The following is a 13579-nucleotide window of genomic DNA, read 5'->3' on the forward strand; positions in this document are numbered from 1 at the left end:
ATTTTAGGTTATATTGTGTATAATAAGATTAGTTTAAACGTACTAGGAGTGAGGTTATGAAAAATATAAAAATACTTCTATTTAATATACTGAATTTAATTATAATTTCTATAATGTTGCTAACAGTTTATCTAAAAAACAGAATATCCTCTAAAACATTTGATAACTTAATGTTTCTATACGGATTATTGTTCTTCTTATTACTTGTCACAAATATTATTATGATAATTAATAAAAATAATAGAGCTAAATGATAACTACAATTATCATTTAGCCCTATTAAAACCTAGCATATTTTATTTTAAAAGTATTAGACAGTACTTTTTAAAAGTAATTTTTCTTATTTAAAGAGATTACAAGTAATAAGCTATACTAATCTCAATAACTATCTTATTACTTATAATTATCTACTTCGAAAGATGATATTTTATCAAATATGATATAATCTGTTTTTACAACATTAGGCTTTGAAGGATCAGTTATGTCAAATTGAAAAAACGGATCTCCACTTCCTGCAGCTCTTAACTTATACCAATCTATAAATTTGTTAACTACATCCATAGTTACATTGAACTGTTTAGTTTGACCATTCGTCATAGTTATACTAAGTACAGCCTTATCTGTATTTACTTCTTGGCTTACTGTTACTGTGCATTTTGATGTTTTACCATCAGCAGTTGCTGCTGTTATTGTTGCTTGTCCTTCTTTCACTCCAGTAATTTTCCCTGAACCATCCACTGTTACAACAGAGCTATCACTTGATGTCCATGTTACTCCTTCTGTCGAAGGACTAACATCTGCCAATAAATTATCAGTTTGTCCAACATTTATTGAATCTGTTGTTTTATTTAAACTTATAGTAGTTGAATTTATAACATTTATCGTACACTGTACACTCAAATTACTTCCATCCTGTGTAACTGCTGTTATAGTAGCTTTTCCTTCTTTTACTGCTGTAACTTTTCCATTTGAATCTACTGTTACCACATTTGGATCACTCGATGTCCATGTTACAGCCTTATTGGTTGTATCATTTGGAGTTACTGCTGCTGTTAATGTATCTGTTTGTCCTACCTCTAACGAACTTGTGTTTTTATTTAATGTTATACCTGTTGCTAAAGTTGATTCTGAATGTACTAAATAACCAGTTGAATCTATATCTATTGCATCCAAATTAAACCATACACCATTAACAACATTAGGATCTCCTTTTACATCGGTATAAATCTTTACATCATGACATTTTAACTGTAAATCTGATTTTTCATAAGCAAGTGTTACAAATTGATTTTTTACACTAGGGTTATATACTTCAATATTTCCATCAATATCTACATAAATTTTTTTACTATGATCCTGCCATGTGCATGCAATAATTCTAAGTTTACTCCCATAAAATCTAAATTTAATTTCTGCATAAGATTGATTTTTAGAAATAGTAGTGTGCGCGGTAGAATTATAGTCCCTTGAATCAGTAATGGCTCCCATGCTGCTACTGTAAGTGAAATTTTTATTATTATCGTCTACTCTTTTCCATCCTATTTCAGGATGCAATAACTGATCTCCGACTTTGGCACTATTGTCAACCGTATTGTTAAAATTAGATTTTCCAATTTCATTACCATCATTGGTATTATCCGCAAAAACACTTGTAAAACATCCAAGTATTACGATTAAAAATACCACTAAAGAAACTTTAAATTTGTTTTTCATTTTCTCTCCCCCTTAAACTTATGTATTATTTTTACTAATAACCTATATTATTATAAACAAGTATTTAAATTCAATCAAATTCTAAAGTATTGAAAAAAACTCCCCTCTTTTTTGCTATACCATATATATCTTATATACTACATTTTTCTCACTTAATTGAATTATTATTCCATATTATGTTTTTAATTTCATTCATTTTGTTGTCTGCTGTAAAATATAAGCTTTTTAATATTAGTTATATTTTTTAAAAATAGGCACATCTACACCAGAAATTAATTTTACATTAAATTCATCTGCACAATCAATATACTGCATAGTACTAGTACTCCTCGTAGTTATAAAATAATCAACATTTCTAAATAAACTTTTTTCATCTTGATCTTTTACTATCAAAATATGAGGTGAATTTGTTTCACTAAAAGCATTTTTATATACTTTATTAATTTTAAATTGATCTTTTTCCTTAACATTTGCTATTAATGTAATATCATCTTTTTTCGAAAATGTATTTATATATTCCAAGAAAACTTTTTCCCATATTGGATATCTGTCATTAAAATCCGGGATAAATAATATATCCTTTGACTTCTCCTTTAATGATAGTTTTGAAGAATCTACATTTGTATCCTTATAAAACTCATTTGTAAAGACTTCTATTTTTTTACCATACCATTTAATATTTTTATCTAATTTATCCTTACTCCAATTCCACCATTTTATGCTTTGAAGTTTTTTATCTCGATAGCATCAAATCTATATTTTATTATTTTCATGGGATTTCCAACTGCAATTGCATAGGGTGGTACATTTTTTGTAACTACAGTTCCAGCCCCTATTACTGCTCCATTACCTATTCTTACTCCCGAAAGTATGATAACGTTATTTCCTATCCATACATCATGTCCTATGATTATCTGTCCTTTTCTATGCAATTTTCTTTCTATCTCTAATATTGGAGCCGTAGAAATAGACTTATAATCATGATTTCTATCTACCAAAAGCATAACCTTGTACCCAATAGAACAATAATTGCCTATATGAATGTTTACAATCTCACTACCTGGAGACACTTGAATATCCATATCATTTATATAACTATTTCTTCCTATAGTAAGCAGCGGAAAATCCTTTTTATCCCCATTTTGAAAAACAAAACTTCTTATTGAATCATTAGATGAAATATTAATCATTTATTCTTTCTCCTTTATATTTAGTAGCCATTATCTTTTAAACACACTAACTTAATTTTGAATCTTACTCTTCTATATTAAATATTTATATGTAATTGTTTTTTAATAAAGAATTTACTTATTTCATACAATTAAACTTTTGAAAATAAAAAAGCAGCCCCTATAAGGCTGCTTTTAACATACTACTTTAAAGTTCTATATTCCAATTTATATTTTCTTGAAGAAGCTTTGCGCATTTTATTAGATATTTTTCCTCTAATTCAGTAAATCTTCCTATTTCTTCACTATCTATATCTAATACAGCTTTAACCTTACCTTCTACAATAATTGGAAGTACTATTTCTGAATTGGACGCCGCATCACAAGCTATATGTCCTTTAAAATCATGTACATTCTCTATTCTCATAACTTTTTTATCTTTAAATGCTGTTCCACAAACACCCTCACCTATTTTAATTTCAGTACACGCTGGCATACCTTGAAATGGTCCAAGTATTAGCTTGTCCCTATTTGCAATATAAAATCCACACCAATTAATTCTTCCTATTAAAGCATTCATAAGTGCCGATGCATTTGATAGCTTTGTTATACTATTTTCCTCTCCTTCTATTAATCCCTTAAGCATAATAACCATATTTTCATATTTATCTTCTGTACTCATATCTTTAAAAACGCTTATATCAAACATATTAATTCCTCTCTTCCTAAATAGCAATTACTTAAATCTATAAGCTTAATTATATCTAATGTTTACATAAAATCCAACCTAAAATTTTTATTACAACCTAATCAAAACTCTTAGAGCCAATTTTTTTAGTTGAACTACTTTCTATATAAATGTTATACTAAAAACAATTGACCTCTTACTTTTCAATGAAAGGAATTGATATTACATGGCATTAGATGGTATATATATACACAGCATATTACATGAACTTAAAGATAAATTACTAGGCGGAAGAATCTCAAAGGTAAACCAGCCTGAAAAAGATGAAATAAATTTAACTATAAGAACTACTTCAAATTCAAATATAAAATTACTTATAAGTGCAAATCCAACTTATCCTAAGATACATATTACTGATTTAATAAAAACAAACCCAATAAAAGCACCCATGTTTTGTATGGTGCTAAGAAAACATCTTTTAAATTCTAGAATATTAAAGATAGATCAAATTGAAAGTGATAGAATAGTCATAATAGACTTTGAAACTACTGATGAATTGGGTTTTAACAGTATATATAAATTATATATAGAGATAATGGGTCGTCATAGCAACATATCTCTTGTTAGAGAGCACGATAACACAATAATGGATTGCATAAAGCATATAACTCCAGAGGTAAATAGATATAGGACTCTTCTTCCCGGTTGTGAATTTGTTCTTCCTCCAAAAAGTGATAAGCTTAATCCCTTTAATTTTGAATACAATGATTTAAAGGACTACATATCTGAAAAAGACATTACAAAAAATCCAAACATGTTTTCAAAAACATTCACCGGAGTTAGCTCAACTTTATCAAAAGAACTATATTTTAACGTAGAAAAACTTAACTCGCTTGAAGCTGCTTTCGATTACTTAAAAACTATATTTGATAAAGTAAAAAATAATGATTTCTATTTTGCATCATACTTGACTAATGGATATGTTAAGGACTTTTACTGTTTAAGATTAAATTACTTAGAAGGTTTTAGTGAAAAAACATATGCAACACCTTCTCTTCTTATTCAAGAGTTTTATTTTGAGAAAGACAAAGCCGAAAGATTAAAGAATAGATCTTCTGATCTTCAAAAAATAGTAAATACTAATCTTGAAAGATGCAGAAAGAAAAATGAAATTTATGAAGATGAGTTAAATGAATGTGCTAATAAGGATACCTACAAAATATACGGAGAACTTCTCACCTCCAATATATATACGATAAAAAAGGGAGATAAGACTGCAACTGTACTAAACTACTATTCTGAAGGCAATGAAAGCATTACAATAAAATTAGATGAAAATAAGACACCTTCTGAAAATATTCAACGTTATTTTAAAAAATATAACAAACTTAAAAAGACAGAGGAAAATGCACAAATTCAAATTAAAAATAACAATGAGGAAATAGAATATCTGCAGTCTGTTTTGACAAACATCGAAAACAGCGATACTTACAGTGATATTGAAGATATTCGTCAAGAACTTATAGATACAGAGTATATAAGATTCTCCAAGAAAAATAAACAAAAGAAAAAGGATAAAATATCAAAGCCTATGCACATTAAATCCAAGGATGGAATAGATATGTACATAGGTAAAAATAATAAACAAAATGATTACTTAACTTTAAAATTTGCAGATAAAAGAGATATATGGTTTCATACCAAAAATATACCTGGTTCTCATATTATAGTGAAAAATTTTGGTGATATACCGGAAACAACTCTTATAGAAGCTGCTAGTATAGCTGCATATTATAGTAAAGCTAGAGAATCATCAAATGTAGCAGTAGACTATACAGAAGTGAAAAATGTTAGAAAACCTTCTGGTGCTAAGCCAGGTATGGTTATCTACTACACCAACAAAACCATTTATACAAATCCTAAAGAACCAATTACATAAAAAACTGCGAAGCTTTTGTTAGCTTCGCAGTTTTTCTTTTATGCAGTTTTTTCTTCTTGTCTTTCCGATAAGCTTTTCTCTGGAAGAATAAGATTCAATACTATTCCAACGATGGTTGCAAGAGCGACTCCAGATATTACCACAGGTGAACCATTGAATTTAAAGTTTATTGATGCTCCACCTATCCCTAGAACTATTATTACAGATGTTACTATAAGATTCTTTTTAAGAGAAAAATCTATTTTTCCATCTACAAACATTCTATAACCAGAAGATGCTATTATACCAAATAGGAGTATACTAACTCCACCCATTACAGGTCTAGGCATATTTGCTATTACTGATGCAACAGGACCTATAAAGGATAATATTATTGCAATTACAGCCGCTATCCCTATTACCCATACGCTGTAAACCTTAGTTATTGCCATAACTCCTATGTTTTCTCCATAAGTTGTATTTGGAGGACCTCCTACTAAACCAGCAAAAATAGTTGCTACACCATCTCCAAGCATTGATCTATGAATTCCAGGTTCTTTTGTAAAATCTCTTCCTACAACATTGTTAGTTACATATACATGCCCTATATGCTCAGCTATAGTAACAAATGACACAGGTGCCATAATAATCATAGCATTTATATTAAACTTAGGTGTCATAAATGGCGGAATTTCAAATAGTTTAGCTGATAATATAGTGTGAATTGTCTTATCTGGAACAACGCCTAAAAGTAGCGCAAGCACATATCCACATATTATAGCAATAAGTATTGGAATAACTCCTAAAAAACCTTTAAAATACATGCTTCCTATAACTCCTACAGCAAGTGTAACCATAGATACTACTATCCAAGAAGTTCTTGATGCTCCTGAAGTTATAGCTTGATGTGGATCCAGTCCTGCCCAACCAATTGCACTTGATGCCAAACTAAGTCCTATTACTATTACAACAGATCCAACTACTACAGGAGACAGTATCTTATTTAACCAATTAACTCCTGTATACCTTATAATTGTTGATACTATTATATAAACTATACCTGCTGAAATAACACCTGAAAGCATTGCATTTGGTCCATAGTTTTGTGAAGCAGTTACCATTGGTGTTATAAATGCAAAAGACGATCCTATGTAAGCTGGGAGTTTTGCTTTTGTACATAAAATGTACAAAATAGTTCCAACTCCGCTGCAGAAAAGCCCTATAGAAGGATTCATGTGCGTTAAAATTGGTACTAAAATAGTTGCACCTACCATTGCAAATAAATGTTGAAAACTAAGCGGTATTGTTTTTCCTATTGGTAATTTTTCTTCTACGTCTATAAAGTTCTTCAAAATAATTCCTCCTTTTTAGCCTCTCTGGACTATATTAAAAGTACCTCTATATAATTTTCTTGTTAAACGTTAATCAAAATATCTTAACTGAAGTTTAAATAAAAACTACAACTCATAAATGTTTACTGAATCCTCTTCATCTATTCCTTTAACATTTACCGATATCAATTCACTTTTTGATGTAGGTACATTTTTTCCAACATAATCTGCCCTTATAGGAAGTTCTCTATGTCCCCTATCTATCAAAACTGCAAGCTGTATCATCTTTGGTCTTCCTCTATGCATAATAGCTTCTATGGCTGCTCTGCATGTTCTTCCTGTATATAAAACGTCATCAACAAGTATTACTACCTTATCCTTTACATCTTCATATACTTCCTCATCTTTTACTATTGGTTGAGAACTTACCGTAGACAAATCGTCTCTATATAAGGTTATATCTACTTTTCCTAGCTTAACCTTACTTCCTTCTATTTCTTCAATTATATCCGCTATTCTATCGGCTATTGGAACTCCTCTTCTCTTTATTCCTACTAGTACTATATCATCTATACCTTTATTCTTTTCTATAATTTCATGTGCTATTCTGGTCAAAGTCCTTTGCATAGCCTTATCATCTAAAATCTTTGCTTTTAAATTCATACACTCACCTCCAGTATAAAATTTTTCAATTCAATCTATAACTTTTAAATCAAATAAAAAAGCCCAACCAAAAGGTCAGGTTTATCTCTATAACAAATTAATTAAACCTTAAGACCTCACAGGATCACTTTAAAGGAAATTTTACTACCACATATGTTAACACAAATTTAAATTTATTTCAATTCATTTCTTAAAATAGTTATTATTTTTTGAAAATGAGACGGTGCTTCTCTTTCAAATTCCATATATTTTCCCTTTGTAGGATGAATAAATCCTAGCTTTTGAGCGTGAAGCATTTGCCCTTCTAAATTAAATCTTTGCTTTTTATATCCATACAAAGGATCACCTACAAGAGCATGCCCAATATATGCCATATGCACTCTTATTTGATGGGTTCTCCCCGTTTCAAGCTTACATTCAATTAATGTACTGTTTCTATATCTCTCAAGTACCTTATAATGAGTAACAGCATTCCTTCCTCCCTTTACTACTGCAATCTTTACTCTTTCCACCGGATGCCTAGCTAGAGGTTTATCAACGGTTCCTTCATCTTCCTTTATGATTCCCTCAACAACTGCTCTATAAACTCTATTCATAGAATGTTCTTTGAGTTGATTAGCAAGATTTTTATGGGCTGCATCATTTTTAGCTACAACAAGTATACCTGAAGTATCTTTATCTATTCTATGTACAATTCCCGGTCGCAATACACCATTTATTCCTGATAAATCCTTACAATGATAAAGTAAAGCATTAACAAGGGTACCATTATAGTTTCCAGGCGCCGGATGCACTACCATACCTTGAGCCTTGTTTACCACAACTATATCTCTATCCTCATAGACTATATCAAGTGGTATATTTTCTGCCTCTATTTTAAGTTCTTCATTATCGGGAATTTCAAATTCAACATTGTCTCTAGATTTTAATTTATAATTACTTTTTACAGCTTTTCCATTTACAAAGACCTTTTTCTTTCCTATTAAATCTTGAATATGAGACCTTGATATATTTTCGAATTCTTGTGCCAAATAAACATCTATTCTTTGATTTTCATATTCCTCTTCTATAATAAAATTATACTTTTCCATCTTTTTTATCATCCTTTAATACAATAAAAATTGCAATCATTATTGTCCCAACTACAACACATATATCAGCAACATTGAAAACTGGATAGTAATATATATCTTTGTAATGAAGTGAAAACAAGTCAACCACATATTTATAAAAAACTCTATCATATAAGTTTCCCAAAGCTCCTGATATTACTAAGCTTAGAGATATTCTTGCCAATTTACTTTTGGGTCTGTATTTTATCATATAAACTATAATTGCTGAGAGTACAAGTAAAGTAACTGCTGAAAGTACTAATGTTTTTCCTGAAAAGATTCCCCAAGCTGCTCCCCTATTTTCAACATAAGTTAAATCAAAGAAGTTCTTAATAATAGGAATATCTTGAACCTTCTTTAATTTATCTAGAGCCCAAATTTTAGTCAATCTATCAACTAAAATACCTACTGCTACTACAAGTATTTCCACACTAATCCTCCTGTCCAAAAATAAATACATTGAAGAGTGGCAAGTTTTTAATAAACCCCTCTCAAACCTGCCACTCTTTATTTTTCTAAAATCAATCAGTCAGGAAGTTGATCTCTGTATTGGGAATTGCTTACTTTTTCTATAGATTCAACATACCCATAGTCTTCACTATCATCATCATCAAATTCTTCATACTTCTCTATTTTGTCAAATTCCTGAACCTTTTCATAACTATCTTCTAAATCAAATGCATTTCTTATATTTCCATCATAAAATGGATATCCAAGTACATCTTCTTCCGGTGGCCTATCATTTTTCTCTCTTGGCATTGAATCATTTAGCTTGTTTTGACACTCAACGCAATTTTCAGCATAAGGTACAAACTCCAGTCTTTCTTCACTTATTGGCTTACCACAAACTTCACAAATTCCATATCCTCCATGCTCTACCTTATCTATAGCGTTTCCTATTTTATTTAGAAGTGCTTCTTCATTTTTTCTAAACGCCATTCCTCTCTGTATGTCATTAAATTCAGATGCCAAATCAGAAGGATGATTGTCATAATAAGACAATTCTGAGGCTATTTCCATTTTAGAGTCTATAGTATCGTTTTTTCTCATCTGCTCAATAAGTTCCATTAAACTCTTTCTTTCAAACATAAGTTTATTTTTAAAATAATCAAGCTTCTTCTTATCCATAATAATCCTTCCTCCATTATACTCTATAGAAGACATAGGGTTTATGAAATTTAATTTCCCTATAAGGATTATTATTTGAAAATAATAAAATATTATAACAAGCTTATCATATTCTTTAATATTGTAGAAGAATTTTTTATAGCAATAGGCAAAAATTTCTCATAATCCATATGAGCACCATTGTTAGCATTATCTGATATAGATCTTATTACAACAAATGGTATATTATTCAAATATGCAGTATGAGCTATACTTCCACCTTCCATTTCACATGCAAGTGCATCAAACTCACTGCTGAGCCATTTAATTTTATCTATATCTGCAACAAATTGATCACCAGTTGCTATTCTACCTATATAAGCCTTTTGCTTATCAAAACTCTCGCACACTTTTTTAGCAAGTTCAACTAATCTATTACTGCATCTAAAATCAAAAGTATCCAACCTAGGTATTTGTCCTACTCTGTCACCAAAAGCTGTGGTATCCATATCATGCTGAACAAGACTATTGGCTATTACAATATCTCCTGGAAGAATATCTTTTCCAATTCCACCTGCTACACCTACATTTATTATAAAATCCACATTAAAGTCATCTGCTAAAATTTGAGTACATATAGCAGCATTGACCTTGCCTATACCACACCTTACTATAACTACATTTTTTCCACTTAATTTTCCCAAGTTAAATATCATTTCAGCCTTTTTTTCCTGCCTTTGTGGTTCCATTTCCTTTAAAAGGATTTCTAATTCCTCATCCATTGCTCCAATAATTCCAATAGTCATTATAGAGACCTCCTTATAAATTTTAAATATATTCACAAAAAAATCCCACATAGAAGTGAGATTTTAAGCATAAAGTTTACCATATAAACTTAAATTATTCATAAATGCAAATAATTATTTAACAAAGAACTTTTTAACCTCTTCTAAATCATCAGCAAAGCTTTTATCAGAATCATCAAATGTACTTTCTACTTCTACTGATGATGGTTTTACACTTTCAGGTTCAATCTCTTTTTCATTTATACTTTCAGTAGTTGACACATTATAATTGCTTTCAAAATCATTTTCAAGAGAATTAAACATATCAAGCTGAGAATTCATGAAATTTCTGTATTTAGCTCTAAATCTCATAAACTGCTGCTTAACATTATCGTAATCATCATTTATTTTTATTACATCTTGATTTGCTTTATCAATTATTCTTTGAGCCGTATCATTAGCATTCTTAAGTATCAAGTCACTCTCCGTCTTAGCAGACTGCTTTGCTTGTTCAGCAGCATTTTGAGCTAAAATCAAAGTGTTTTGAATTGTGTCTTCAATTTTCTCATAATGTGCTAACTTCTCTTTTAATATAGAGTTTCTTTCCTTAAGCTCTGAATTTTCCTTATAAAGCTGCTCATAATTCTCTGAAACCTGATCTAAAAATTGATCAACTTCTTCAGTATCAAAGCCTCTTAATGTTCTCCTAAACTCTTTATTATTTATATCCATTGGCGTTAATCTAACATCCATAGTATCACCTCAGTTTCTTAATTTCCTTATTGTTTAATAATTTTTTATAATAAAAAGCTAATAATAACCGTCTGAATTAAACTGAGTAAAGCCCAAGCAATAATAGGAGAAAAATCAATCATAAGTCCTGGTATAATTTTTTCTTGGATTCTCCTAAAAGGCATCAAAAGTGGTGCTGTTATCCTACCTACAAGTTCTCTTATCTCATATAATGAATCACTTGGTATAAAAGATAGTATACACTCAAGTATTATAAGCCATTTTAAGATTGTAAATATGCTAGTTACAGCTCTAACCAGTATAGGCATTTTATTTATCCTCCATTATTATTTAGACCAATTAAAAATGCTTTTACTTGCTAAATCATTTTTAAGATCTCTTGATATATCAACATTTGAAGGTGATAACAAATAGACCCCTTTATCAATTTCTAAAAGCTCACCATTTAATACGTAACTTGCTCCTCCCATAAAATCAAGAAGTCTTTGTGCTGTTTTAGGCTCTAAATCTGTAACATTAACTACAACTATTTTTCTATTTTTTAAATCATCACAAATTTGAGTTGCCTCATCATAATCTTTAGGTTTAACAATAACAACCTTTACAGAAGAAGCTGTATGTATATTTACCACTTTATTATTACTATTGCTGCTATTTTTATCATTTAATTTTTCATCATAGTCATAACTATTTTCTCTTGCTATTGCTTTTTCTTCCATTACTTCATCTTCATACTCATCAAAATCCTCATCATTAAGTCCTATTATTCCCATAACTTTGTTTAAAACTTTACTTGCCATTTTTTTAACCTCCTAATAATAAATACTATATTTTATTGTAGTCTCTTTTGCCGAATATACCTTCTCCTACCCTGACAATATTAGCGCCTTCTGCTATAGCAATCTCATAATCATGAGTCATACCCATAGACAAATACTTCATATCAACATTTTTTATATTCTTATGTTTTAAATCATCAAAGATAGCTTTCATCTTTCTAAAGTAATGTCTATTGCTATTATCATCACCTACAGGTATTACTGCCATCAATCCCTTTACATTTACACTATTACATTTTTGGCATTCATCTAATAAAGCCTCTAAATTTTCTTCTAAAATTCCAGTTTTACTTTCCTCTCTTCCTATATTAACATATATAAGAACATCGGCTTTTAAACCTTCATTGGTATAACGTTTTTCTATTTCCTTTAAAAGTTTTATACTATCAAGAGAATGTATTAAAAAAACCTTTCCCACTATGTATTTAACCTTATTAACTTGAAGATGACCTATAAGATGCCACCTAACATCGCTATTCATTTCATCATATTTACTCATAAGCTCTTGAACTTTATTTTCTCCAAAATCTCTAATACCTTGTTCATAAGCTTCTTTAATGTCTTCAATGGGTTTGGTTTTAGATACAGCTACAAGAGTAACTTCCTTTGGAATTTTTTCTTTTACCTTCTGCAGGTTATAAGTTATACCCAATTTTATCGTCTCCCTTATAATATATTCTCCATAAAAACAAAAAAACCTTCACACTTAACAAATTTTTAATATAATTTAATAATTTTCTTAAGAAAAATTTTGATAGTTACTTTGATTTAATATTTGAATGCCTTAACTCACCCTTAAAAGCTGGAATTTTTACATCGTTAACAGTCTTTAGATTAACATATATACTTCTTCTTTTTAGTCTCTGAAGATAATTTCCGCTTGCCAGCATATAAGTTTTTAACTTATTTTTATTTCCTATTGCCTTTATATTAAACGGAGCACTTATTTTAACCCCATTTATAAGTAGAAACTCAGCATTACAGTATATTTCAGTGTTACTTACAATTCTCTGACCATTTATAGATATAGCCTCTGCTCCTGAACATTTTATGTCATTAATTACAGCTCTCATATCAAAATCATGGATAACCTGATATATGGTTCTTATTTCTCTAAAATTAGCATCTTCACTACTAGCTGAAACTTGATTTCCACTATCATCAAGTGTAATTTCAACACCTTCTCCTACTACATCAAGTGTACCAAGTTCCATTTTATTCAATATCAACTCATCCTCCATTTGTCTTTTGGTACTTTCAAAATCCTTGCTTGATTTATTATAATCCTTTATGCTATTTTTTAAATCAAAATATTGTTCATTTATATTATTTATATCATTTAAAAGCACACTTTTTTTTCTATATGCGTCCTCGTACTGTTTTGAATTAAGATAAACTAACTTCTTTTCTTTATTTCCAAAACTCATATTTGATGATATAAGGACGCCTAAAAAAACTGAAGCAATAAATATAAAAATTGAAGCCTCATTGTTTTTCATAA

16 protein-coding genes are annotated in these 13579 nt (G+C 29.6%); 1 reads left to right on the forward strand and 15 read right to left on the reverse strand.

Annotated elements, in window-relative coordinates:
• Positions 1–393: 393 nt before the first annotated feature.
• The 4 genes from CA_RS10860 to CA_RS10870 form a co-directional block, all read right to left on the reverse strand.
• Positions 394–1713, reverse strand: coding sequence for an Ig-like domain-containing protein (locus CA_RS10860; protein ID WP_010965407.1), 1320 nt, complete (start codon positions 1711–1713; stop codon positions 394–396).
• 231 nt (positions 1714–1944) lie between these two features.
• Positions 1945–2235 (reverse strand): hypothetical protein, encoded by a 291-nt coding sequence (locus CA_RS20245; protein ID WP_242663025.1) that lies wholly within the window; start codon positions 2233–2235, stop codon positions 1945–1947.
• A gap of 194 nt (positions 2236–2429) precedes the next feature.
• Positions 2430–2903 carry a CatB-related O-acetyltransferase gene (locus CA_RS20250; RefSeq protein ID WP_010965408.1) on the reverse strand — a complete coding sequence of 158 codons (474 nt, stop codon included), beginning with the start codon at positions 2901–2903 and terminating at the stop codon, positions 2430–2432.
• A gap of 187 nt (positions 2904–3090) precedes the next feature.
• A complete protein-coding gene (locus CA_RS10870) occupies positions 3091–3591 on the reverse strand; it encodes a GAF domain-containing protein (RefSeq protein ID WP_010965409.1) in 501 nt (166 codons plus the stop codon).
• Positions 3592–3796: 205 nt separating this feature from the next.
• Between CA_RS10870 and CA_RS10875 the strand changes: the two genes are divergently transcribed.
• Positions 3797–5509, forward strand: coding sequence for an Rqc2 family fibronectin-binding protein (locus tag CA_RS10875; RefSeq protein WP_010965410.1), 1713 nt, complete (start codon positions 3797–3799; stop codon positions 5507–5509).
• A gap of 38 nt (positions 5510–5547) precedes the next feature.
• Here the strand turns inward: CA_RS10875 and uraA are convergent, their stop codons facing one another.
• The 11 genes from uraA to CA_RS10930 all read right to left on the reverse strand — a co-directional run bounded on the left by uraA (position 5548) and on the right by CA_RS10930 (position 13577).
• Entirely contained in the window at positions 5548–6840 is a 1293-nt protein-coding gene (gene uraA / locus CA_RS10880) for a uracil permease (RefSeq protein ID WP_010965411.1), read from the reverse strand.
• A gap of 105 nt (positions 6841–6945) precedes the next feature.
• A complete protein-coding gene (gene pyrR, locus CA_RS10885) occupies positions 6946–7482 on the reverse strand; it encodes a bifunctional pyr operon transcriptional regulator/uracil phosphoribosyltransferase PyrR (protein ID WP_010965412.1) in 537 nt (178 codons plus the stop codon).
• 173 nt (positions 7483–7655) lie between these two features.
• Entirely contained in the window at positions 7656–8573 is a 918-nt protein-coding gene (locus CA_RS10890) for an RluA family pseudouridine synthase (RefSeq protein ID WP_010965413.1), read from the reverse strand.
• Positions 8560–9024 carry a signal peptidase II gene (gene lspA / locus CA_RS10895; protein ID WP_010965414.1) on the reverse strand — a complete coding sequence of 155 codons (465 nt, stop codon included), beginning with the start codon at positions 9022–9024 and terminating at the stop codon, positions 8560–8562. The genes CA_RS10890 and lspA overlap by 14 nt, the downstream gene beginning before the upstream one ends.
• Positions 9025–9119: 95 nt before the next feature.
• A complete protein-coding gene (locus CA_RS10900) occupies positions 9120–9722 on the reverse strand; it encodes a yteA family sporulation protein (protein ID WP_010965415.1) in 603 nt (200 codons plus the stop codon).
• Between the two features lie 92 nt (positions 9723–9814).
• Positions 9815–10507 carry a 5'-methylthioadenosine/adenosylhomocysteine nucleosidase gene (locus tag CA_RS10905; protein ID WP_010965416.1) on the reverse strand — a complete coding sequence of 231 codons (693 nt, stop codon included), beginning with the start codon at positions 10505–10507 and terminating at the stop codon, positions 9815–9817.
• A gap of 114 nt (positions 10508–10621) precedes the next feature.
• Positions 10622–11239, reverse strand: coding sequence for a DivIVA domain-containing protein (locus tag CA_RS10910; protein ID WP_010965417.1), 618 nt, complete (start codon positions 11237–11239; stop codon positions 10622–10624).
• Positions 11240–11283: 44 nt separating this feature from the next.
• Positions 11284–11547 carry a YggT family protein gene (locus tag CA_RS10915; RefSeq protein WP_010965418.1) on the reverse strand — a complete coding sequence of 88 codons (264 nt, stop codon included), beginning with the start codon at positions 11545–11547 and terminating at the stop codon, positions 11284–11286.
• 18 nt (positions 11548–11565) lie between these two features.
• Complete coding sequence (locus CA_RS10920; protein WP_010965419.1) at positions 11566–12039, reverse strand: cell division protein SepF; 474 nt, start codon at positions 12037–12039, stop codon at positions 11566–11568.
• 25 nt (positions 12040–12064) lie between these two features.
• Positions 12065–12730 carry a YggS family pyridoxal phosphate-dependent enzyme gene (locus CA_RS10925; protein ID WP_010965420.1) on the reverse strand — a complete coding sequence of 222 codons (666 nt, stop codon included), beginning with the start codon at positions 12728–12730 and terminating at the stop codon, positions 12065–12067.
• Positions 12731–12836: 106 nt separating this feature from the next.
• Entirely contained in the window at positions 12837–13577 is a 741-nt protein-coding gene (locus CA_RS10930) for a DUF881 domain-containing protein (RefSeq protein ID WP_010965421.1), read from the reverse strand.
• Between the last annotated feature and the right edge of the window lie 2 nt (positions 13578–13579).

The organism is Clostridium acetobutylicum ATCC 824 (assembly GCF_000008765.1).
GTDB lineage: Bacteria > Bacillota > Clostridia > Clostridiales > Clostridiaceae > Clostridium_S > Clostridium_S acetobutylicum.

What these genes read in the sequence shown, in the direction of transcription:
- CA_RS10905 (WP_010965416.1), bottom strand. Translation starts at nt 10,507, where the DNA reads ATGACTATTGGAATTATTGGAGCAATGGATGAGGAATTAGAAATCCTT.
- CA_RS10920 (WP_010965419.1), bottom strand. Translation starts at nt 12,039, where the DNA reads ATGGCAAGTAAAGTTTTAAACAAAGTTATGGGAATAATAGGACTTAAT.
- CA_RS20250 (WP_010965408.1), bottom strand. Translation starts at nt 2,903, where the DNA reads ATGATTAATATTTCATCTAATGATTCAATAAGAAGTTTTGTTTTTCAA.
- CA_RS10875 (WP_010965410.1), top strand. Translation starts at nt 3,797, where the DNA reads ATGGCATTAGATGGTATATATATACACAGCATATTACATGAACTTAAA.
- CA_RS10915 (WP_010965418.1), bottom strand. Translation starts at nt 11,547, where the DNA reads ATGCCTATACTGGTTAGAGCTGTAACTAGCATATTTACAATCTTAAAA.
- CA_RS10910 (WP_010965417.1), bottom strand. Translation starts at nt 11,239, where the DNA reads ATGGATGTTAGATTAACGCCAATGGATATAAATAATAAAGAGTTTAGG.
- CA_RS10930 (WP_010965421.1), bottom strand. Translation starts at nt 13,577, where the DNA reads ATGAAAAACAATGAGGCTTCAATTTTTATATTTATTGCTTCAGTTTTT.
- CA_RS10870 (WP_010965409.1), bottom strand. Translation starts at nt 3,591, where the DNA reads ATGTTTGATATAAGCGTTTTTAAAGATATGAGTACAGAAGATAAATAT.
- CA_RS10860 (WP_010965407.1), bottom strand. Translation starts at nt 1,713, where the DNA reads ATGAAAAACAAATTTAAAGTTTCTTTAGTGGTATTTTTAATCGTAATA.
- pyrR (WP_010965412.1), bottom strand. Translation starts at nt 7,482, where the DNA reads ATGAATTTAAAAGCAAAGATTTTAGATGATAAGGCTATGCAAAGGACT.
- CA_RS10890 (WP_010965413.1), bottom strand. Translation starts at nt 8,573, where the DNA reads ATGGAAAAGTATAATTTTATTATAGAAGAGGAATATGAAAATCAAAGA.
- CA_RS10900 (WP_010965415.1), bottom strand. Translation starts at nt 9,722, where the DNA reads ATGGATAAGAAGAAGCTTGATTATTTTAAAAATAAACTTATGTTTGAA.